At 72.2% G+C, this 21,820-nt stretch carries 18 protein-coding genes and 2 pseudogenes; 7 read left to right on the top strand and 13 right to left on the bottom strand.

From position 1 onward, the window contains the following. Window positions 1–57 precede the first annotated feature (57 nt). A complete protein-coding gene (locus C6361_RS21205; RefSeq protein ID WP_159079406.1) occupies window positions 58–1,560 on the top strand; it encodes an oxidoreductase in 1,503 nt (500 codons plus the stop codon). A gap of 181 nt (window positions 1,561–1,741) precedes the next feature. Further along, the gene (locus C6361_RS21210; protein ID WP_199853033.1) at window positions 1,742–3,364 is read left to right on the top strand and encodes an amidase family protein; all 1,623 of its coding nucleotides are present in this window, start codon (window positions 1,742–1,744) and stop codon (window positions 3,362–3,364) included. 59 nt (window positions 3,365–3,423) lie between these two features. On the opposite strand, the gene C6361_RS21215 is transcribed toward C6361_RS21210, so the two are convergent. Then, on the bottom strand, window positions 3,424–3,612 hold the full coding sequence (locus C6361_RS21215; RefSeq protein ID WP_107268763.1) for a DUF397 domain-containing protein: 189 nt from the start codon (window positions 3,610–3,612) through the stop codon (window positions 3,424–3,426). 464 nt (window positions 3,613–4,076) lie between these two features. On the opposite strand from C6361_RS21215, the gene C6361_RS21220 reads away from it, so the two are divergent. Next, window positions 4,077–4,352, top strand: coding sequence for a DUF6458 family protein (locus C6361_RS21220; protein ID WP_107268764.1), 276 nt, complete (start codon window positions 4,077–4,079; stop codon window positions 4,350–4,352). Window positions 4,353–4,478: 126 nt separating this feature from the next. On the opposite strand, the gene C6361_RS39025 is transcribed toward C6361_RS21220, so the two are convergent. After that, entirely contained in the window at window positions 4,479–6,533 is a 2,055-nt protein-coding gene (locus C6361_RS39025; protein WP_304598498.1) for an ABC transporter ATP-binding protein, read from the bottom strand. 137 nt (window positions 6,534–6,670) lie between these two features. On the opposite strand from C6361_RS39025, the gene C6361_RS21230 reads away from it, so the two are divergent. Further along, a complete protein-coding gene (locus C6361_RS21230; protein WP_107268765.1) occupies window positions 6,671–8,140 on the top strand; it encodes an MFS transporter in 1,470 nt (489 codons plus the stop codon). A gap of 198 nt (window positions 8,141–8,338) precedes the next feature. Here C6361_RS21230 and C6361_RS21235 read toward each other — a convergent pair whose 3' ends face one another. The 6 genes from C6361_RS21235 to C6361_RS21260 form a co-directional block, all read right to left on the bottom strand. Next, a complete protein-coding gene (locus tag C6361_RS21235; RefSeq protein ID WP_199853522.1) occupies window positions 8,339–9,967 on the bottom strand; it encodes a glycoside hydrolase family 13 protein in 1,629 nt (542 codons plus the stop codon). 164 nt (window positions 9,968–10,131) lie between these two features. After that, window positions 10,132–11,157 carry a LacI family DNA-binding transcriptional regulator gene (locus tag C6361_RS21240; protein WP_107268767.1) on the bottom strand — a complete coding sequence of 342 codons (1,026 nt, stop codon included), beginning with the start codon at window positions 11,155–11,157 and terminating at the stop codon, window positions 10,132–10,134. Between the two features lie 104 nt (window positions 11,158–11,261). Further along, window positions 11,262–12,230, bottom strand: a complete 969-nt coding sequence (locus C6361_RS21245; protein WP_107260263.1) for a carbohydrate ABC transporter permease — start codon at window positions 12,228–12,230, stop codon at window positions 11,262–11,264. Window position 12,231: 1 nt separating this feature from the next. Beyond that, entirely contained in the window at window positions 12,232–13,299 is a 1,068-nt protein-coding gene (locus tag C6361_RS21250) for a carbohydrate ABC transporter permease (RefSeq protein ID WP_107264191.1), read from the bottom strand. 76 nt (window positions 13,300–13,375) lie between these two features. After that, the gene (locus tag C6361_RS21255) at window positions 13,376–14,719 is read right to left on the bottom strand and encodes an ABC transporter substrate-binding protein (RefSeq protein WP_107260261.1); all 1,344 of its coding nucleotides are present in this window, start codon (window positions 14,717–14,719) and stop codon (window positions 13,376–13,378) included. Window positions 14,720–14,889: 170 nt separating this feature from the next. After that, window positions 14,890–15,645, bottom strand: a complete 756-nt coding sequence (locus C6361_RS21260) for an HD domain-containing protein (protein ID WP_107268768.1) — start codon at window positions 15,643–15,645, stop codon at window positions 14,890–14,892. A gap of 127 nt (window positions 15,646–15,772) precedes the next feature. Between C6361_RS21260 and C6361_RS21265 the strand changes: the two genes are divergently transcribed. Beyond that, window positions 15,773–16,552, top strand: coding sequence for a M23 family metallopeptidase (locus tag C6361_RS21265; RefSeq protein ID WP_234358926.1), 780 nt, complete (start codon window positions 15,773–15,775; stop codon window positions 16,550–16,552). Between the two features lie 175 nt (window positions 16,553–16,727). On the opposite strand, the gene C6361_RS37670 is transcribed toward C6361_RS21265, so the two are convergent. The 4 genes and pseudogenes from C6361_RS37670 to C6361_RS21280 form a co-directional block, all read right to left on the bottom strand. Next, window positions 16,728–16,874: a GPGG-motif small membrane protein gene (locus C6361_RS37670; protein WP_199853034.1), complete on the bottom strand. Its 147-nt coding sequence runs from the start codon at window positions 16,872–16,874 to the stop codon at window positions 16,728–16,730. A 3-nt stretch (window positions 16,875–16,877) separates the two neighbouring features. Next, on the bottom strand, window positions 16,878–17,651 hold the full coding sequence (locus C6361_RS21270) for a metallophosphoesterase (RefSeq protein WP_107268769.1): 774 nt from the start codon (window positions 17,649–17,651) through the stop codon (window positions 16,878–16,880). A gap of 13 nt (window positions 17,652–17,664) precedes the next feature. Beyond that, the gene (locus tag C6361_RS21275) at window positions 17,665–17,940 is read right to left on the bottom strand and encodes a hypothetical protein (RefSeq protein ID WP_107260253.1); all 276 of its coding nucleotides are present in this window, start codon (window positions 17,938–17,940) and stop codon (window positions 17,665–17,667) included. Window positions 17,941–18,005: 65 nt separating this feature from the next. Next, window positions 18,006–18,578, bottom strand: a pseudogene (locus tag C6361_RS21280) (nucleotidyltransferase); the annotation flags it as partial. A 270-nt stretch (window positions 18,579–18,848) separates the two neighbouring features. Here C6361_RS21280 and C6361_RS21285 point away from each other — a divergent pair. After that, window positions 18,849–19,499: pseudogene (locus C6361_RS21285) on the top strand (dTMP kinase); the annotation flags it as partial. Between the two features lie 256 nt (window positions 19,500–19,755). Here C6361_RS21285 and C6361_RS21290 read toward each other — a convergent pair. Beyond that, complete coding sequence (locus C6361_RS21290) at window positions 19,756–20,463, bottom strand: SDR family NAD(P)-dependent oxidoreductase (RefSeq protein ID WP_107260249.1); 708 nt, start codon at window positions 20,461–20,463, stop codon at window positions 19,756–19,758. A gap of 337 nt (window positions 20,464–20,800) precedes the next feature. Between C6361_RS21290 and C6361_RS21295 the strand changes: the two genes are divergently transcribed. Then, window positions 20,801–21,709, top strand: coding sequence for a MurR/RpiR family transcriptional regulator (locus C6361_RS21295; protein ID WP_107268770.1), 909 nt, complete (start codon window positions 20,801–20,803; stop codon window positions 21,707–21,709). Window positions 21,710–21,820: the final 111 nt, after the last annotated feature.

Raw genomic sequence — 21,820 nt, forward strand, 5'->3', positions numbered from 1 at the left:
CGCCCCGGCCGCCGAGCGGGTACCCGAGCCGGCTCGCCGTCTGGAATTCTCGCTCTCGTGCGGAGTGGATCGTGGCGGTGGAATCCGGCGGAGCGGCGGGTGCGGTCGGCCTTCGGCGGCGGAGACGAGGTCGACCTGCGCGGCACGACGTACCCGGTCCGGGCGGAGGTGCTGGTCGAGCTGCTCACCGGCGGCGCCGACCGGGCCGGGGGCCGGGCCGGGCTGCGCCTGCGGTCGGCCCGGATCGTCGGCCGGCTGGACCTGCGGCACGCCGAGATCACCGTCCCGGTCTCGTTCGGCGGGTGCACCTTCGCCGACGTACCCGAGCTGACCGAGGCCCGGGCGGTCAACCTCGTCCTCGCCGACTGCGCCCTGCCGGGCCTGCGGGCCCGGCTGCTCGAACTGCGCGGCGACCTGGCGCTGCTGCGCTGCGTCGTCACCGGCCCGGTCGACCTGCGGGACGCCCGGATCGGCGGCACCGTCACCCTGAACGGCTCGCGGCTGGCCGATCGGAGCGAGTCGGCCGGTGAGGTCTTCCCGCCGATCGACCCCGGTACGGCGCTGGCGGCGGGCCGGCTGACCGTGACCGGCAACCTGCACGCCCGGCAGGGGTTCGTCGCCGACGGTCAGGTCTGGCTCGGCGGTGCCCAGGTCGGCGGCAACCTCGATCTCGACGGCGCCACCCTGCGGCATCCGACCGGGGCGGCGCTCAGCGCGGACCGGTTGACGGTGGCCGGCAGCCTCACCGCCCGGTACGGCTTCGCCGCCGAGGGTGCCGTACTGCTGATCCACGCCCAGATCGGCAACCAGCTCAACTTCCACCACGGCGCACTGCGCGGGGCGGGAGCGTTCGCCCTGCATCTCGGTGGTGCCCGGGCCGGCAGCGTCTGGCTGACCTTCGCCGAGCGGCCGACCGGGCGGGTCCGGCTCTCCGGTCTCCAGGCCGACTCCATCTTCGACGATCCGCGGACCTGGCCGGCGGAGCTGGACCTGATCGGCTGCACCTACCGGCTGCTGATCGCCCGCGCGCCGTCCCCGCCGGGCGAGCCGTCGCCGCCCGTGCCGGTCAGCGTCCGGCAGCGGCTGGACTGGCTGCGGCGCAGTCCCGAGGGCTACACCCCGCAGCCCTACGAGCAGCTCGCCGAGGTGTACCGGCGAAGCGGCCAGGAGGCGGAGGCCCGCCGGGTACTGCTGGAGCGGCAGCGCCGACGGCGGGCCACCCTGCGGGCTCCGGGTCGGCTCTTCGGCGCCCTGGTCGACGGCCTGGTCGGCTACGGCTACCGCACCTGGCTGGCCGCGATCTGGCTGGTCGCCTTCTGGGCACTGGGGACGCTCAGCTTCGCCCTGGACCCGTCGGTGGCCCGCAATCCGGCCGAGGCGCCGGAGCGGAACGCCGCACTCCAGTCGCTCGACCTGCTGCTGCCGATCGTCAACCTGGGGCACGACAACGCCTGGAAACCGGTCGGCGGCACCGAGTACGTCGCCGCGCTGCTGGTGCTGGCCGGCTGGGTGCTCACCACGGCGGTGGTCGCCGGGCTGACCCGTACCCTCGACCGCTGAGCCGGGGGGCTGGTGGGCGGGACCGCGACGCGGCCGGTGCGCCGCCCGGAAGAAGATCGTTTACCGGATCCGAATCGATCCGTATCGTAGCGATCACATTCCAACCGTGTGCTTCCGAGATCCCCCTCAGGTCCGGGTGTCCGTGGGCCGCCCGGGCGTGGCCTCATGGAAGGGCGTGCAGGTGCATCAATCCGCTGTGCCGACCCGGCCGCGATCCGCGGCCCGGCTCGTCGTACTCGCCACCGTCCTGGTCAGCATCGCCGCGCTGGTCGCCACCTCGCTCGGCGGCCCGTCCGAGGCGACCGGGCGGCACCGGCCGTTCCCGCTCGACCTGGAACGGGCCGGCATCCCGCAGATCCGCGCGGCGCTGGACGCCCGGCGGATCAGCTCGGAGGAACTCGTCCAGGAGTACCTGGAACGGATCCGGGCGCTGAACACCAACGGCCCGGGGCTGCATGCCGTCCGGGCGGTCACCCGGGACGCGGTCGCCCAGGCGAAGCGGGCCGACCAGGAGCGCCGGCAGGGCCGGGCGAAGGGGCCGATGCACGGCATCCCGGTGCTGATCAAGGACAACATCGACCTTGCCGGGCTGCCCACCACCGCCGGGGCGCTGGCGCTGGAGCACTCGTACCCGGCGCGGGACGCCTTCCTGGTCACCCGGCTGAAGGCGGCCGGGGCGATCATCCTCGGCAAGACCAACCTGACCGAGTTCGCCAACTTCACCACCAGCGGGATGCCGTCCGGCTACAGCGGACTCGGCGGCCAGGTCCTCAACCCGTACGACGTCAGCCAGACCCCGAGCGGCTCCAGCTCGGGTTCCGGCTCGGCCGCGGCGGCGGCGCTGGCCACCGTCACCATCGGTACCGAAACCTCCGGCTCGATCCTCAGCCCGTCGGTGGCGAACTCGCTGGTCGGGGTGAAGCCGACCGTCGGCCTGGTCAGCCGGACCGGGGTGGTGCCGATCGCCGCCAGCCAGGACACCGCCGGCCCGATGACCCGGAGCGTCTACGACGCCGCCGCCCTGCTCAGCGCGCTGACCGGGATCGACCCGGAGGACCCGGTCACCGAAACCAGCGCGGGCGTGGTCGGCACCGACTACACGAGGGCGCTCTCCACGACCGCCCTGCGGGGCAGCCGGATCGGTGTCGCCAGCAGCCCGACCGGCAACCAGGGGGCGCTGTTCACCGAGGCCCTGGACGTGCTGCGGGCCCGCGGCGCCACTGTCGTGCCGGTCACCGTCAACACCGGCGGCCTGCCGCCGAGCATCCTGACCTACGAGTTCAAGCGGGACCTGAACGCCTATCTGGCCCGGCTGCCCCGGCACGCGCCGATGGACACTCTCGACGACGTGGTGCGGTGGAACCTGGCGCACGCCGACGAGGGCGCGATCAAGTTCGGCCAGACCCAACTCGTCGCCTCGAACGAGGTCGACCTGACCGATCCGGTGGCGAGGGCGGAGTACGAGACCAACCGGGACGCCGGGATCGCCGGGGCGCGGGAGCGGATCGACTCGGTACTCGCCGCCGAGAACCTCGACGCGATCGTCTTCGTCGGCAGCGGGTCGGCCGGGATCGGCGCGCGGGCGCAATATCCGTCGGTCGCGGTCCCGATCGGGTACGACCCGGCGAACGGCCGCCCGGTCGGGATCTCCTTCCTCGGTACCGCCTACACCGAGGCCCGACTGCTCGCCCTGGCGTACGACTACGAGCAGGCGTCGGCCAGGTGGCGCCCGCCGTCCCAGGTCAACCCGTCGCTCTTCCGGTGCGCCGACTTCGACGACCGGGAGTCGAGCTGCGCACCCTGACGTCCCCTTCGAACGGAGGACGGAGCGTGACGTCGGGGCGTTCGGGCCGGGGGCGGAGGTCAGCCGTGCGACTTCGCCAGGCTGACGAACGCCCGCCAGGCGGCCGGGCCGAAGGTCAACGTCCCGCCGTCGCGGTCCTTGGTGTCCCGGACCAGCACCCGGCCCGGAAGGTTGGCGGCCACCTCGACACAGTTGCCAGACGACCCGTTGGATCGGGTACTTTTCCGCCAAGCTGGTTCATAGCTCATTGATAATCCTCAACATCATGTCTCGGGTCTGGTCGGCGGTCAGCGCCAGCTCGTTCACCGCCTCCCAGACTAGTTCCAGCTCAAGCACGTCACGACGGCACGGACGGGCAGCACGTCCCCACGGAGACGTACGCCTGCCGTGAATGCGAACACGACTGGCCCTGCGCGCCGGCCCGGCTCTCCCTGCTGATCGGGTTCGACGGTGACCGGGTGGGCTTGATGATGTATCTCGCCGCGCACCTCGCCCGCGCCCTGGAGGCGCTGCCCGATCGGCATCCGGCGCTGGTCGTCGGGCAGATCATCTACCGGGTGCCCCGGCGCCGGTAGCACCGGTTCGGCATCCCGGGACGTCGCTACCGGCCCCTACCACCGGCACATCATCGGGGCCGGCACGACGATTCGTCGACTCGGCGACTGGGTAGCAGCACCATGACAGCCAAGCATCCCCCAAGAGGAGGCGTGTCATGGGTATCGGCACCAGCATCTTCCTGATCGCGCTCGGTGCGATCCTCACCTTCGCCCTGAACGTCAGCGTCGGCGGTCTGGACCTGGACGTGGTCGGCTGGATCCTGATGGCGGCCGGCGTACTGGGCCTGATCATGACCATGGTGATCTGGAACAACCGGCGCCGGTCGGTGGTGACCACCACCGAGCCGACCGAGTACCGCCAGGTCACCACGACCGAGCCGACCGAGTACCGGCGGGTGGAGGAGCGGCGCGACGTGCTGCCGCCCCGGTAGTCGGGGCCGGCTGGGGTGTGGCTCGGTGGCTGGGGGCACCGGGCGCACGCCACGCCCCAGCCGGCACCTGGAAATAGCGCCGCAGCCCGGTTCCGCGTCACATCCTCACCAGGGATCAGCGGATTCTCACTCCGTGTAGCCGCTGGCCTGGAGGTCGAAGAGTTCCCGATAGAGCCCGCCGGCCTCGACGAGCTGGTCGTGGTCGCCCTGCTCGATCAACCGGCCGTCCCGCATCACGTAGATCCGGTCGGCGTGCCGCACGTTGGCCAGCCGGTGGGTGATCAGCACGATCGTCCGGTCCGGGTGCCGGCGGAGCTGCTGGAAGAGCGCGTGCTCGGCCCGGGCGTCGAGCGCGGCGGACGGCTCGTCGCAGATCAGCAGCCGACCCTCCCGATAGAGTCCCCGGGCCGCCACCAGCCGCTGCCACTGGCCGCCGGAGAGGTCGTGACCGTCCCGGAAGCTGCGGTCCAGCAGCGTGTCGTAGCCGCGCGGCAACCCGCTGACCATCTCGTGCGCGGAGGCGGCCGTCGCCGCCGCCACCACGGAGGGCCCGGCCTCCTCGGGCCGGTCGTACCGGCCGATCGTGATGTTCTGCCGGGCGGTGAACGGGAACTTCCACCAGTCCTGGCTCAGCACCGCCACCTGCGCGCCGACGGCACCCGGGTCGAGGGTGCCGATGTCCACCCCGTCCCAGCGGATCGCCCCACCGGTCGGCTGGTAGAGCCCGGCGAGCAGCTTGGCCAGGGTCGTCTTGCCGGAGCCGTTCTCGCCGACCAGGGCGATCACCTCACCCCGGCGTACGGTCAGGCTGACCCGGTCCACCGCCGGCCGCTCGGTGTCCGGGTAGTGCAGGCTGACCTCGTCGACCTCGATCTCGTCGAAGCCGGCGACCGCCGCGCCGCCTCCGCCCCGGGTACGCCCGTCGGCCCGCTCCAGGAAGGTCAGGAAGTCGCGGTAGTAGAGCGCGTCCTCGTACAGCCGGTTGGTGGCGTGCACCGTGTTGCCCAGGCTGGTCCGGGCGGCCTGGAGCGCCAGCAGCGCGGTCGCGGCGGCGGCCAGCGGCACCACGCCGGCCAGCAGCAGCCAGCCGAGTACGGCGTAGACCGCGAAGGTGGCCAGCCCGGCGATCGAACCACCGCCCACCCGGGTCGAGGTCTGCGACCGGACCAGCCGGAGCTGGGCCCGGGTCTCCATGGTCATCACCCGGCGGTACTCGCCGAGCAGGAACCCCCGCATCTGGTACGTCCGCACCTCGACCGCGGTGTGCCGGTTCGCCATCAGGGTGGCGAGCATCCAGAGCCGGCGTCGCCGGGTGATCCGGGCCAGCAGCGCGATGTACTCCCGGCGGGCGATCCGGACCGCGGTCACCGCCGACGGCACCGCCGCGACCAGCAGGCAGGGCAGCAGCAGTGGCTGGATGACCGTCACGGCGGCGGCGGTGGCGGCCACCCCGACCAGGCCGGTGATCAGGTTGACGGTGTCGTCGACGATCGACGCCGCCTCGGTCATGCCCCGGTCCCGGGCCCGGTCCATCTCCTCGGCGAAGCCGGCGTCGTCGAAGGCGGCCAGGTCGACCGCGGTGGTCGCCTCGAAGAGCCGCAGCTCGACCCGGTAGTTGATCTGCGGGGCGAGCCGGGCCTGGGCCCAGCCGGCCGCGATGGTCAGGCCGCCCTTGGCCATCACCGCCAGCGCCGCCACCGCCAGGCCGGGCGCGGCCGAGCGGACCCGGTCCGGGGTCGGCCCCGAGGCGAAGAGTTCCCGCAGTACGGTGCTGGTGGCCAGCAGACCGAACGTGATCATCATGCCGGCGACGATGTTGAGGCCGATCGCGGCCAGCGTGTCGGCCCGGCTGACCCGCCAGGCCAGCAGTACCGCCTCCCGGATGATCGCCGGCAGTCGGCGGGCCACCGCCCAGAAACTCGTCTCGGCGAAGGCGGCGCCGTGGTGCATCCAGCCGGCGTCGGCCAGCTCCGGCAGCGCCGCCGGATCGTCCTCGCCGTCCGCCCGGCCGGCGTCCGCGCGATCTTCCGCTGCCCGATCCTCCGCTGACCGATCCTCCGCCGCGCGATCTTCCGCTGCCCGGTCGGCCACCCGCTGGCGTACGTTCGTCCTCGTCGGCTCCAACCAGCACCTCCAGGAATCCGAACCGCTCTCGACGATCCGCCCCAGGCGTCGCGCCATCACGGACAGTCGCGTGCACACTACGATCCCGCACCGACGGCCTCACCGGAATGCCGTACCAACCGGCAGAATTCCCCGATAGCCGACCCGGCGGTACCGTCACCCCGCCGTTACCTGATCCTGGTTGAGTGCCGGACATGACGATCGGTGGCCAGCGAGTCGCCCGAGGCGGGGGACCGGTCCACCGGTTCTACAGCGTCGCGGTCTTCGTGGTGCTCGCCTCGCTGGACAACGTGGCGATCGGACTGGTACCGCCGCTCTACGGCTCCATCGCGCCCGCACTCGACGTCGGCGTCGGCGCCGTCGGCGCGGTTACCGCGACCAGCTTCCTGGTCAGCGCGGTGGCCGCGGTCGGCTGGGCGTACGTCGGGGACCGCACCAACCGCAAGCCGCTGCTGATGGTCGGCACGCTGCTCTGGGCCGCCGGCACGGCGGGCAGCGCGCTCGCCCCCAGCTACCTGGCCTTCTTCGGCGCGCAACTGCTGGCCGCGATCGGCCTCGGCGCGGTGGGTTCGGTCGGCTTCTCCGTGGTCACCGATCTGGTCAGCCCGCGCCGCCGGGGCCTGGTGCTGAGCTTCTGGGGCCTCTCCCAGGGCGTCGGCACCCTGGCCGGCACCCTGGTCGGCGGCGTCCTCGGCGCGCAGGACTGGCGCCGCCCGTTCCTGCTGCTCAGCGTCGCCGGTCTGGTGGCGACCGTGGCATACCTGCTCACCTACGACATCCGGCGCGGCCAGAGCGAGCCGGAGCTGACCGACGCGCTCGCGGTCGGCGGCGACTACGACTACCGGATCAGCCGGAGCGACCTGCCCGGCATCCTGGGCCGCCGGACGAACCGCTGGCTGGTGTTGCAGGGGCTCACCGCGCAGGTGGCCTTCGGCTCGCTGGTCTGGCTGCCGGCGCTGTTCCGGGAGCGGGCCGAGGCCCAGGGGTACTCGTCGGCCACCGCGACCGTCGTGGGCAGCATCTTCGCCGTACTCTTCCAGCTCGGCGGGGTGCTCTCCATCGTCGGCGGGCTCATCGGCGACGCCGCGCAACGGCGTACCCCCCGGGGGCGGGCGATGGTCGCGGCGATCGGGGTGCTGGCGGCCGTACCCTTCTACCTGGTGCTCTTCTTCGTGCCGATCCGGATCGACGTGCCCGACGGCGCCGGTGCCGGCGCGGTGGCCGCGGCGGTCCTCGGCAGCGTCCTCACCGAGCCGACGGTCGGGCTCAGCCTGCTCACCGCCCTGGTCGCGCTCGGCCTCACCTCGGCCAACTCGCCGAACTGGTTCGCGCTGATCGCCGACGTCAACCCGCCGGAACACCGGGGTACGGTCTACAGCCTCGGCAACCTGGTCAACGGGGTGGGCCGGGCGGCCGGCAACGGGCTGATCGGGGTGGCCGCCTCGGCGCTGCGGGTGGCCTTCCCGCCGCCGCTGAACTTCGCGGTCGGGCTCGCCGCCTTCCAGCTCTTCTTCATCCCCACCGGGATCATGTACTGGCTCGCCGCGCGCAGCGCCCCCGGGGACATCCGCCGGGTGCACGAGCTGCTCACCGTACGGGCCGAGGAGGTCACCCCGGACGACATCGGGCCGGCCCGCTCGGCACGGTCGCCCTCCGACTGGTAGTGCTGGGGTCGGGGTGGCTGCCCGGGGGACTGTCGAGCTGCCCCGCTTGTGCACCCACCCCACCGTCCCGCCTGTACACCAACCCACTGTCCCGGGCCGTCCGGGTAACGCGGCAACCCGGCGCTGCGTGCCCCGTCTGTGCACCCAGCTCGACAGTCCCCGGAACGAACTACCTCTGCCCGGACCGGCCGAGCCGGGTCACCCGTCCGTAACGGTCTCCTCCGCGACCCGGATCCAGACCGTGACGTCGGTCGGCACCCGCCCGTCGACGTCGAGCGGGCCGCTGGCGTGCACCAGCTCGGCACCCGCCGGCAGCTCCACCGGTGCGGCACCGAAGTTGGTCAACACCCGCAGCTCCCCGTTGCGGAAGTGGAGCACGTCGTCCGGGCTGGTCAGCCAGTACACCGTGCCGGAGCCGAGCCGGAGTTCCCGGCGCAGCCGCAGGCTGGTCCGGTACAGCTCGTACGTCGAGCCGACCACCCCGCGCTGCCGGTCCAGGGCGTACTCGGCCCAGAGCGGCGGCTGCGGCAACCAGCTCGCGTCCCCCGGCCCGAAGCCGTACGACGGGGCGTCCGCCTCCCACGGGATCGGCACCCGGCAGCCGTCCCGGCCCCGCTCGGTGTGGCCGCTCCGCTGCCAGGTCGGGTCCTGCCGGGACTCGTCCGGCAGCGAGGTGTGCTCCGGCAGTCCCAGCTCCTCACCCTGGTAGAGGTAGGCGGAGCCGGGCAGCGCGAGCATCAGCAGGGTGGCCGCCCGGGCGCGGCGCAGCCCGACGACGGCGTCCGGCTGCGGGTCGCCGACGCCGATGCCCCGGGGCCGGGGCGTGCCGACCGGCAGTCCGAGCCGGCTGGCGTGCCGCAGCACGTCGTGGTTGGAGAGCACCCAGGTGGTGGGGGCGCCGACCGCCGCGCTGGCGGTCAGCGAACGGGTGATCACCGCGTACTGGACCGGGGCGGTCCAGGCCGCCTCCAGGTATTCGAAGTTGAACGCCTGGTGCATCTCGTCCGGCCGGACGTACCGGGCCAGCCGCTCGGCGGGCTGCACCCACGCCTCGGCCACCAGGATCCGCTCGCCCGGGTACTCGTCCAGCACCCGGCGCCATTCCTGGTAGATCGCGTGTACGCCGTCCTGGTCCCACATCGGCGGGCGGGGCCCCTCGGTGCCCTCGCCGGTGACCGGCTCCACCGGCGGGTGCGCGTCGGCCAGGTCGAGCTGCTTGACCAGCCCGTGCGCCACGTCCACCCGGAACCCGTCCACGCCCCGGTCCAGCCAGTACCGCAGGATGTCGTGGAACTCGGCGCGCACCTCCGGGAGGTCCCAGTTGAGGTCGGGCTGGCCACGGTCGAAGAGGTGCAGGTACCACTGCCCGGGGCTGCCGTCCGGTTCGGTCACCCGGGTCCAGGCCGGGCCGCCGAAGACGCTCTGCCAGTCGTTCGGTGGTTCGTTGCCGCCGGGGCCGCGACCGTCCCGGAAGACGTAGCGCCGCCGCTGCGGGCTGCCCGGCTCGGCCGCCAGCGCGGCGGTGAACCACGGATGCGCCGAAGAGGTGTGGTTGGGCACCAGGTCGACGATGAGCCGCAGGCCACGGGCGTGGGTCTCGGCGATCAGCCGGTCGAAATCCGCCAGGGTGCCGAAGAGCGGATCCACCCCACGGTAGTCGGCCACGTCGTAGCCGGCGTCGGCCTGCGGGGACGGATAGAACGGCGACAGCCACACCGCGTCCACGCCCAACTCGACCAGGTGGTCCAGCCGGGCGGTGATCCCGGGCAGGTCGCCGATCCCGTCGCCGTCGGAGTCGGCGAACGACCGCGGATAGATCTGGTAGATGACCGCGTGTCGCCACCAGGGCCCGGCCTCGGCCGGCCCGGTGCCGCTCTGCGCGGGAGTGGGTCCGGTGTCGGAGGAGATGGTCTCGGTGCTGTTCAGGGTGCTCTCCCATCGGTCGCGACTCGCGGGCGGACCCGCCCTGGGCTCCGGGTGAGGGTCGAGGTTCAGTTTGCCCGGGGTGGGCCGGTCGAATCCCGTACGACGAGCCGGGTGGGCAGGATCACCGGGGCGGGTTCCTCCCCGGTCCGGGCCCGGCCGGCCAACGGGCCCAGCAGCGTACCGGCGGCGAGCCGGCCCTGTTCGGCCGCCGGCTGGGCGACGGTGGTCAGGCCGAACGCGCCGGCCAGGTCGTGGTCGTCGATGCCGATCACGCTGACCTGCTCCGGCACCCGGATCCCGGCCGTCCGCAGCGCGTTCAGCACGCCCATCGCCACCTCGTCACAGCTGGCGAAGATCGCCGTGGGCAGCTCGCCCCGGGCGATCAGCCGCTCGGTGGCCAACCGGCCCCCCTCGGCGTCCGCCCGGGCCTGCGCGCCGAGCCCGGGGTCGGGTCCGATGCCGGCGGCGTCGAGCGCCTCCCGGTAGCCGCGGTACCGCTCCAGGTGGGCCGGATGCGCGAACTCGTCGGCCGGGTCACCCCGGACACAGGCGATCCGGCGGTGGCCGAGGCTCAACAGGTGCTCGGTGGCGGTCCGGCCGGCCGCCACGTCGTCGATCCGGATGCTCGGCCAGCCCGGTACCACCGTGCCGGAGCTGACCGTCACGCCCGGCAGCGCCAGGCTGGCGATCGTGGCCAGGTCGTCGGCGCGCATCGGGGTGGCGACCAGCATCACCCCGTCGACCCGCTTGGGCAGGTTGGACTTGTGCAGCAGGCGCGTCCGGGCGTGCTCCCGACCGCCGACGTTGTAGAGCAGCAGGTCGTAACCGGCGGCGTGTAGGACCTCCTCGGCGGCCTCCACCACGGCACCGACGAACCAGGGGGTGATCCGGGGGACGATCACGGCGACGGTGCCGGTCTTGCCGCCGGCCAGCCGGGAGGCGCTGGGCGAGACGGCGTAGTCGAGTTGCTCGGCGGCGAGGAGTACCCGGATCCGGGTCGTCTCGGAGACCGTCGGCAATCCGCGCAGCGCGCGCGAGACGGTGGCGGTGGAGACCCCGGCCAGCCGGGCCACGTCGTCGATTGTGGTCACAGTGCCATCCTGATCCGGCCGTGCCGCCGGCCACGGCTGCCGGGCCCGGGCCCCGGCCGCCGGGCGGAGCCTCCCGCCCGGCGGCCGTCGCCCGGGACGGCCGGTCAGCCCTTGACGCCGCCGGCGAGCAGGCCACGCACGAAGAAGCGCTGGAGGGACAGGAACACGATCAGCGGTACGACGATCGAGATGAACGCGCCGGAGGTGAGGCGCTGCCACTCGTTGGCCCGGGTACCGGCCAGCTCCGCCAGGCGTACGGTCAGCGGTGCGGTCTCGCTGCCGCCCCCGGCGAAGATCAGCGCCACCAGCAGGTCGTTCCAGACCCAGAGGAACTGGAAGATGCCGAACGCGGCCAGCGCCGGCACGATCAGCGGCAGCACGATCGAGCGGAAGATCTTCGGATGGGTGGCGCCGTCCACCCGGGCCGCCTCCATCAGGTCCTTCGGTAGCTGCGAGATGAAGTTGTGCAGCAGGAAGACGGCGACCGGCAGCGCGAAGCAGGTGTGTGCGAACCAGACCTGGACGAACTTCTCCTCGTCGTCGAGGTTCCACGCCGGCATCAGCTCGACCCCGCCCAGGCTGACCCCCTCGGAGAAGAAGCTGAGCAGCGGTACCAGCGCCATCTGCAACGGCACGATCTGCAACGCGAAGATGCCGATGTAGATCCAGTCCCGTCCCCTGAAGTTGATCCACGCCAGGGCGTACGCGGCCAGCGCGGCGAAGGCCAGCGGGAAGAGCACCGACGGGATCGTGATCACCAGGGAGTTGACGAAGTAGCCGGCGAGCTGCCCGGAGGAGGCCGAGCGGCCGAAGAGCACCTCCTGGTAGTTGTCCAGGGTGAACTGCGGGTTGGTGAACGCCGTCCACCAGCCGGTGGTCTTGATCTCGTCCTCGGGGCGGAACGAGGAGACGAAGAGGCCGAAGGTGGGGACCGTCCAGAGCACCGCGATCAGGATCGACGCGGCGGTGGCGTACGGGTTGTTGAGCCGGCGGCGCACCCGGCCGGCCCGGGTGACCGGCGGGGTGGCCACGGACTGTGTGCCGGCCAGCGCGGGAGGCGTGGTGGTGGTCATCTCATACCTCCCGCTGCTTGCGCAGGTTGCGGACCTGGTAGATCACGATCGGGATCACCAGGACGAAGAGGAAGACGGCCAGCGCCGACCCCTGGCCGGTCTGGCCGAACCGGAACGCCTGGTTGTACATCTCGTTGGCGATCACGCCGGTGTCGAAGTTGCCGTTGGTGGTGGTCCGGACGATGTCGAAGACCTTGAGCGTGGCGATCGAGACCGTGACCACCACGACGATCAGGGCCGGCCGGATGCTCGGCAGGGTGATCTGCCAGAACATCTGCCAGGGGTTCACCCCGTCCAGCCGGGCCGCCTCGACGACGTCGCCCGGGATCGCCTTGATCGCGGCCGAGAGGACCACCATCGCGAAGCCGGCCTGGATCCAGATCATGATCACGATCAGCAGCAGGGTGTTCAGCGGCGGGTCGTTGAGCCACTGCCGGGGCTCGCCGCCGACCATCACCCAGACCTGGTTGAGCAGGCCGATCTGGTCGTACTCGCCGGAGCGGTAGGCGTAGACGAACTTCCAGATGATGCTGGCGCCGACGAACGAGATGGCCATCGGCATGAAGATCAGCGCCTTGGCCACGGACTCGAACCGGGCCCGGTCGACCAGTACGGCGTAGACCAGTCCGATCGTGGTGGCCACCAGCGGGACCAGGACCACCCAGATCAGGGTGTTGGTGAGGATGCCGAAGATCTCGTCCTGGGCGAACATCCACCGGTAGTTGACCAGCCCGACCCAGTTCTCGCTGCCGCCGTCCATGAAGGAGAGCACGGTGGTCCGGACGGCGGGCACGACCAGGCCGATCGCGAGCAGCGCCAGGGTGGGCAGCAGGAAGAAGAGCGCGAGCGCGCCCTCCGGGCGGTTCGCCACGGAGCGGCGGCGCGGTCGGGGACCGGCGGCGGCCGCCGGCCCGCCGGCCGAGGCCGCGACCAGCGCCGCCTCGCGGCGCCGGGCGAACCAGTTGGGTACGACGTCGAGCAGCACGAGCAGTCCGCCGACCACGACCGCGAAGGCGGCCAGGCCGTAGAGCAGCATGAGCAGCTTCGGTGTCTCGTCGGCGAAGTCCATCAGCGCCTCCAACGCCACAACGTTCGGGAAGCCGACGGTCCGGCCCGCAGCGGCGCGGGCCGGACCGTCAGGGGTGTCACTTCGGCCAGGAGCCTTCGACGAAGTCGAGGGTGCTCTTGGTGTCCTTGCCGTTGACCCAGTCGATCATGCCCTTCCAGAGGGTGCCGGAGCCGACTGCGGCGGGCATCAGGTCCGAGCCGTCGAACCGGAAGACGGCGCTCTTGTCGAGCAGCACCTCCATGGAGAGCTTGTCGACCGCCTGCTCGACCTTGCTGACGTCGAGCTTGTTGTTCGGCGTGATCCAGTTGCCCAGCGCCGCCCGCGAGTTGGCGTACTCGCCGGTCATAAGGTATTGCCGGACGGCCTGCACCGCCGGCCCGTCGGTGAAGGCCACGGTGAACTCGCCGCCGCCGAGCACCGGCTTGCCCCTGGCCGGGTCGACCGCCGGGAAGTAGAAGGCGTAGATGTCGCCGTCCGGGCCGATCTTGGTGCCCTCGGGCAGGTAGTTGGCGTAGAAGTTCGCCTGCCGGTGCATCGAGCACTGGCCCTGGAGGATCGGCAGGCCGCCCTCCTGGAACGGGGTGGTGGTCAGGCTCTTGACGTCACCGTAGCCGCCGTTGACGTACTTCGGGTTCTTCAGGACCTGGCCGGCCTGGTCGACCGCCTGGAGCACCCGGGGGTCGTTGAACGGGATGGCGTGGCTCGTCCACTGGTCGTAGACCTCCGGGGTCTGCGTACGCAGCATCAGGTCCTCGATCCAGTCGGTCGCCGGCCACCCGGTGGCCTCGCCCGACTCCAGCCCGACGCACCAGGGCTTCTGGTTCTTCGCCGCGATCTTGTCGCTCAGCTCCATCAGCTGCTGCCAGGTGGTCGGCACCTGGTAGCCGTTGTCGGCGAACGCCTTCGGCGAGTACCAGACGAAGGACTTCACGTTCGCGCCGAGCGGCGTGCCGTAGAGCTGCCCACCGGCGGTGGCGTACTTGAGCCAGTCGGCCGGGTAGTTCGCCTCGGCCAGGCTCTTCTGCTCCGCCGTCATCGGCTTGAGCTTGTTGGCCTGGGCGAACCGGGCGAGCAGACCGGGCTGCGGGATGAAGGCCAGGTCGGGCGGGTTGCCGCCGTCGACCTGGACCTGGAGCTGGGCCTCGAACTCGCCGCTGCCGTCGTAGTCGATCTCGATGCCGGTGCAGTCCTCGAACTGCTTCCACGACTGCCGGAGCAGGTCGGCCTCGGCGTCCCGGATCGACGCGTAGATGGAAACGCTCTCGCCGTCGTGACCCTGGTAGGCGGAGTACGGTGCGCACTCCGCGGAGTCGGGGTCGAGCCCGCTCTCACTGTCGCCGGAACAGGCGGTGGCGCCGAGTGCCAAAGCCAACACACCGGCGATCGCGAAGGCCTGGCGTGGTCTGGACTGGACCGCCATGCCGTCCTCCTTTCGTGCCGGCGTGCCGGTTGCCTGTGGCTTCCGAGCCGGCCTGTGGGCGTCACCACATGTAAGCGCTTGCAGCCAGGGGCGTCCAGACCCGGTGAGCCACGAGGCCGTAACGATTCGGAAACCCGGCGGTCGCCGCCGGGCCGGCCGGCGGGTGGCGGCTACTCGGCGACCGGCAGCGCCGGGGCGGCCTCGGGCTCGTCGAGGATCGCGGCGAAGCGCTGCTCGGCGAGGTCGAGCTGACCGAGGATGTGCGCCCGCGCCTCGGCGCCGAGCGGGGTGTCCGGCCGGGTGACCAGGTCGCGGAAGAGCGGCACCAGCGGGCGGTACTTCCGGGCCGAGCGGTGCACCCGGTCCCCGGTGGTGTGGATGACTCCCACCCCGTTGTCGGTGAAGTCGGAAACCTTGATCACCCGGGCCCAGGGTTCCCGGTCCAGGCTCTCCGCCAGGTGCGCGCGGTACTGCTCGTCCCGGTCCCGCTCCGGGTCGTACTCCGGATTGGTGACCGCCGCGATCAGCCGGGCGACTCGGGGGTTGAACCGCCGGGCCACCTCGGCCAGCGCCGCCTCGGTGGCCGCCGGGCCGGTCGTCCCGGCCGGCAGGCCGGCGAGTTCGGCCGGATGGTCCTCCACCGCGTCGTGCAGCAGCGCCGCCGCGATCACGTCGACGTCGGTCACCGAGTAGTAGCAGATGATCCGGATGGCCACCCGGAGCAGGTGGTTGAGATAGGGCTCGCGGACCCGGCGGTCGTCGCGGTGCAGCGTGCCGGCGAGGTCCAGCGCCGCCGCCAGCCGGCTCCGCTCGGCCGGGGCGAAGCGCTCCGCCTCCAGCGCGAACCGGTCCCGCAGGCCGGCCTCGCCGTAGACCTCGGTCACGGCGTGCAGCGGCATGCTCCTCAGGTACGTCGGCGAGGCCATGTCGTCCAGGTATACCGGATCGGCTCCACGGCCGGGTCGCCCCCGCGCCCGGCTCCGCTCTTCCGTCGAGTGAAGTTTTCTGCCACGATCCATTCGTACATAGAAAACTTTCGCCATGGGAGGTCTCGTGCGCTTCCGCCTGTTCGCTTCCGTCGGTGCCGGCCTACTGGTGGCCGCCGCGGTACTGGTCCCGGCCTCGCCGGCCGCCGCCGCACCCACCTTCAAGGTGCCCTTCCCCTGCGGCCAGTCCTGGTCCGGGCAGACCCGGACCAACCACAGCCCGACCAACGCCGTCGACTTCAACCGCACCGACGACCAGGGCGACCCGGTGGTGGCCAGCGCCCCCGGCACCGTCGACGTCGTCACCGACCTCGGCAACACCAGCTACGGCAAGTACGTCCGGATCAACCACGGCGGCGGGTACACCACCTACTACGCCCACCTGAACAGCTTCAACACCGCCGTCGGGCGGACCGTCGGCTACGGCACCGTGATCGGGTACGTCGGCACCACCGGCGGATCCACCGGTCCGCACCTGCACTACGAGCAGCGCCTGAACGGCTCCGCCATCCAGGTGCGGTTCAACGGCACCCTGGCGCTCTACTGGGGCACCCGCACCTACACCAGCGACAACGCCTGCTCCGGCGGCGGCACCGGATCCGGCACGGTGAACACCGCGGGCAGCCCGCTGACCGTCCGGTCCGGCCCCGGCACGGGCTACTCCTCGGTCGGCACGGTCGCCGACGGGGCCACGGTGACCATCGGCTGCCAGACCACCGGCACGACGGTGACCGGCACCTACGGCACCAGCAACATCTGGGATCGGATCGGCACCGGTCGGTTCATCTCCGACGCGTACGTGCTGACCGGTTACGACGGCTTCATCCCCGGCGTGCCCCGCTGTTGACGCCTCGGCCGCCGGTAGGCCGGAAAGACGAATCGCCGGGGCCGCCGAGCCCGGGTCATCCAGGGGGAGAGGGAGACCCGGGCGCGACGACCCCGGCTTGCCTGTGGGGGTCTTGTTCTCGTAGTGACAGGGGTTGGTGATCCGAGGCCGGCGCTGCGCCTACGTCGGCCTCGGATCAACTGCTGAAGATGCTGACGCCGAAGGGTCCGACGAGCAGCCCGACGATGATGAGCACCACACCCCAGAGGATCTGCCGCCGGAACAGTGCCAGCACACCGGCGACCACCAGTACAACCGCGAGGATCCAGAGCAAGAATTCCATGGCTCAGGAAATACCCCCCGCGCTGATCGCGGAAACCTTGCCCGCGGTCCCCCCCGCGAAGGGCGGGTGCAGGTGGAACACGCTGTACGCCTGCTTGATCACCGGGTGCGCGACGTTGCGGACCCGTACCCCGCCCGGAGTGGTGCCCCGCTCGCTGCCGGCGTGCGCGTGCCCGTGCAGCGCCAGCTCGGTCGGCGCGGAGTCGATGGCCTGACCGAGCAGGTACGAGCCGAGGAACGGATAGATCTCCAGCGGCTCCCCGGCCAGGGTGTCGGGCACCGGGGCGTAGTGGGTCAGCGCGACCCGTACGTCGCAGTCCATCTCGCGCAGCGCCTCGCCGAGCTGCTCGGCGATGTCGCTGGTGGTCCGGACGAACGCCTTCATCTCCGGTTCGCCGAACTCGCTGGCGCACCGGCCGGCGAAGCCACCGCCGAAGCCCTTCGCGCCCGCGATGCCGAGCCGTACCCCGGAACACTCCAGCACCACGTTGGTGCCCTCCAGCACCAGGATGCCGGCGTCCTCGAGTACCCGGATCACCCCCGGCACCTCGTTGCAGTGGTGGTCGTGGTTGCCGAGCACCGCGACCACCGGTACGCCGAGGTTGCCGAACTCGGTCGCCACGCAGCGTGCCTCGGACTCGGTGCCGTGCCGGGTCAGGTCCCCGGCCAGCAGCAGGACGTCGGCGCTCTCCGGCAACCGTTCCAGGGCGGGCCGGAACCGTCCGACCACGTCCTGGTCCATGTGCACGTCGCCGACGGCCGCGATCCGGATCACCATGTCGTCGCCTCCCTCACCGCAGCTCCTCCACCTCGGTCGGTGCCTGGGTGCGGATCAGTCCGATGTCGACGGTCACCGGCACCTCGGGAAAGTGCTCCAGCACGATGCGGAGGATCTCCTCGCGGCGCTGCGCGCTCTCCACCTCGCCGCAGAGCACCACCGAGTGGTCCCGGCGGCTCACCGTGATGCCCTGCTCGGCGATCTCGGTGCGTTCGGTGAGCAGGCGCTGGATCGCCGCCTCCAGATAGTCGTCCGGCGGCTCGGTACCCGCCGTGCCGCGCTGGTTCATGTCGCCACCTCGCTCCGCTCGTCCATGCCGGTCATCCCCTTCTCCGCGCCGGCCCGGGAAAACCGCTTCTCCTCGCCGCCCGACGAGTAGGGCACGACGTCCAGCCGGTCCAGCAGCACCAGGAACGCCTCGGCGTACGGCGAGTGCGCCGTCTCCTTGCGGACCCGGTCCCAGTCGATCTGCTCGCGCAGCGAGCGGGCGAGCGGCAGGCCACGGGCGAAGTCGCAGTAGTGCTGGGAGAAGCTGAGCAGCTTGTGCACCATCAGGTGGGTGGCCGACAGCACCGGCATGTGGATGGCGTCGACCGGGCGCACCACGGTGTCCCGGAAGGTCTCGTCGGTGACCGGGGTCTCGATCGGGCGGTGGATCAGGTCCACCATCCGGTCGTTGTCCCAGACCTTCACCAGCCAGTCCTCCGGGGGGCGTTCGGCGGTGAAGCCAACCTCGACGAGCGCCTCCAGGGCGCGCTCGACGTCCTGCTCCCGGATGAGGAAGTCGACGTCGTGGTCGCTGGAGTGGCCGCCGTGCGCGTACACCGCGAAGCTGCCGCCCAGCGCGAAGGGGATCTCGGACTGCTTCAGGACGGCGGCGACCCGCTTGAGGGTGGCAAGGAGGGTCTCGTCGCCGTTGTGATCCATCGGGTCTCCCGGGTCAATGGCCATTGGGCATCTGGTCAATGGGGTGGAGATTTACCGGTACCCGGCACTTCGTTCCTTCACACCTGGGCCGGGACACACCTGGGTCGGGATCCGGCGGCTCCGCCCGATCCGGAACCGGACGCGGCGGCACGGACCGGCGGGTCGGTGCCGGCGGGACGGTCCGGCCGGTACGGCTCATCCGGCGGCGGGCGGGACCCCGGCGGCGTTGCCGGGCCGGGGGGCTGCGGGCGCCGGGTACCGTTGCTGAGCGTGGCCCGAACTCTGCTCCAGCGGCGGCACGGGGGACGGCTGCGGTCCGTGGCCCTGGTCGGAATCGACGGCTCGGGCAAGACCACCCAGGCACACCGGCTCGCGGACGCGCTGACCGCGAGCGGCGTTCCGGCGACGTACTGGCAGAACGCGGGCGGTCGGCGCTGGTTCAGCCGGCTGGCCCGCAAACTGGGCCGTCGGGACGCCCAGCGCCTGTTGGGCCGCAACGGGATGCTGCTGGCCGAGTCGGTGCTGCGCTGGCTGGCCATCGGGCGGGCACTGCTCCGGTCCCGACTCCGCTCCCGGGTCGCCGTGATGGACCGCTACTCGGTCTGCCAGTACGCCAGCATCCGGGCGCACGGCGGCGGACGCCGCTGGGAGAGCCTCGCCCGGTTGCTGTACCGGATCTTCCCGCCGCCCGACCTCACCTTCCTGCTGGCGGTGGACCCGGGTGAGGCGTACCGGCGGATCGAGGCCCGGGGCACCGACCACGAGGACATCAGCTACCTGGCCGCCGGGGCGGCGGCGTACCGGTCGCTGCCGGAGGCCGCCACGTTCGTGGTGGTGGACGCCAACCGCTCGCCGGACGAGGTGACCCGGGCGATCCAGGCCGGTGTGCGGGCGTGGCTGCCGGGCGACCACCCGCTGCCCGGGTTCGGCACCGCCGCGCCGGCTCCGTCCGACGGATCCGGCGCCGCGCCGGCCGGCCCCGGCCCCGCGCCGGCAGACCCGGACCCGGACCCGCCGGCTCCGACCGTCGGCGTTCCGGAGTCCGCCGCCCCGACCGGTCCGCCCGACCCGGCCGGCTCGCGCGGTGCGGCGGATCCGCCGGGTACGCCGGATCCGGCCGGCCGGTCGTCCGAGCCGGACGAGGCGGACGAGGCGGAGCCGGCCACCGCCGGATCGGTCAGGCCCGGCCGTACACCGGTATCGTCGCGCCGCTCGTCGGCGCCGACTCGTCACTGGCCAGGAAGCGGATCACCCCGGCGATCTCCGCCGGGGCCACCCAGCGGGAGTGGTCCGCGCTGGGCTGCGCCGCCCGGTTGGCCGGCGTGTCGATGACGCTCGGCAGCACCGTGTTGCAGCGCACCCCCGCCTGCCGGTACTCGACGGCGACCGCCGAGGCGAAGGCGAGGACCGCCGCCTTCCCGGTGACGTAGCCGGCGGCACCGGGGAACGGGGAGAGTGCGGCCCGGGAGGAGACGCAGACCACCGAGCCGCCGCCGGCCTCCAGCAGGTACGGCAGCGCGCTCCGGGTGACCAGGTAGGTCGGGCGCAGGTTGCGGGCGATCATCTGCTCGAAGTCGGCGACCGGGGTCTCGTGCACCAGGCCGCCGGCCGCGTACCCGCCGGCCAGGTTCACCACCGCCCGCAACGGTGCCCCGGCGTCGCCGCCGGCCACCTCGACCGCCCGGGCGACCTGTTCCGGGTCGGTGAGGTCGGCCGCCACCCGGAGCACCCCGCCGCCCGGCTCGCCGGGTACGCCCACCGGCGCCGCCCCGCCGACCGGCCGTACGGGTACCACCACCCGCCAGCCGGACGCGACGAAGGCGGCGGTGACCGCCCCGCCGAGCCCACCCGCTCCGCCGCTGACCAGTACAGTGCGATCCGCCATGCCTGCCACGCTATCGGCAGCGGCGGGCGCGCCGCCGGCACACCGCCCCGGCCGTGCCCGGCAGCACCCGGCGGCCGGCCCGGTCCGATCTGGACGGTCGGGGACGCCCGTTTCCGGCCCGCCGGCGGAGCCGTTCCGGTAGCCTATCGATCGATGACTATTCACCCGGACGCCGTCCGGCGTTGCGGGCTCGGTCACCCCGCTGAGCCGAAGGTGTGGTGGGAATGGCACGCTCGGCTGGGCTGACCGGCCGCAATTTCCCACCGGTTGGGCGTACTTTCGCAGGTGTAGCGCGTCATGGTTGACGCTCCCGCCTCCGTGAAAGTAAGTTTCATCCGTGGTGAAGACTGCGAAGGTTTCTGCGAGTCACGAGACAGGTGGGCTGATCGTCCATATCAGCGGCCTGCTCCCGTCGCTGTCGCCCGCCGAACAACGGGTCGCCAGACTCGTCGTGGCGGATCCCGCGGACGCCGCTCGCCGGACCATCACAGACCTCGCGACCGCCGCCGAGACCTCCGAGGCCACCGTCATCCGGTTCTGCCGGTCGGTCGGCATGGACGGCTACCCGCAACTCCGGATCCGGCTCGCGGCCGAGGCGGCCCGCCGGGTGGAGCCACCGGACGCCCGGGTGGTCGGCGGCGACATCCCGCCCGGCGCCGACCTGGCACAGATCATCGCGACCATCGCCTTCAGCGACGCCCGGGCGGTCGAGGAGACCGCGGAGCAGCTCGACGCGGCGGTCTGCGAGCAGGTGGTCGAGGCGATCAGCGGCGCCGGCCGGATCGACATCTACGGTGCCGGGGCGAGCGGCTTCGTCGCCTCCGACTTCCAGCAGAAACTGCACCGGATCGGCCGGACCGCCTTCTACTTCCCGGACGTGCACACCGCGCTCACCTCGGCGGCCCTGCTCGGCAAGGGCGACGTGGCGATGGGCATCTCGCACACCGGCACCACCCTGGACGCGGTCGAGGTGCTGGAGCAGGCGCGGGCCCGGGGGGCGACCACGGTCGCGCTGACGAACTTCCCCCGGTCGCCGATCACCGACGTCGCGGACCACGTGCTCACCACGGCGGCGCGGGAGACGACGTACCGGTCGGGCGCGATGGCCAGCCGGCTCGCCCAGTTGACGGTGGTCGACTGCCTCTTCGTCGGAGTGGCCGCGCGCAACCGGGCCAGAGCGAAGAAGGCCCTGGAGGTCACCGCCGAAGCGGTGCAGCCGCACCGGGTCAAGGGGAGGCGGGCATGAGCGGCGGACGGACCGGCCGGGCCGGCGCGACGGTGCCGCGAGGCGTCGTCGCGTACGGCGAGGCGGCCGGGAGATGAGCGACGGGCTCGGCGGTGGCCGAGCTGCTGGGGG

It is taken from the genome of Plantactinospora sp. BC1 (genome assembly GCF_003030345.1).
Lineage (GTDB): Bacteria > Actinomycetota > Actinomycetes > Mycobacteriales > Micromonosporaceae > Plantactinospora.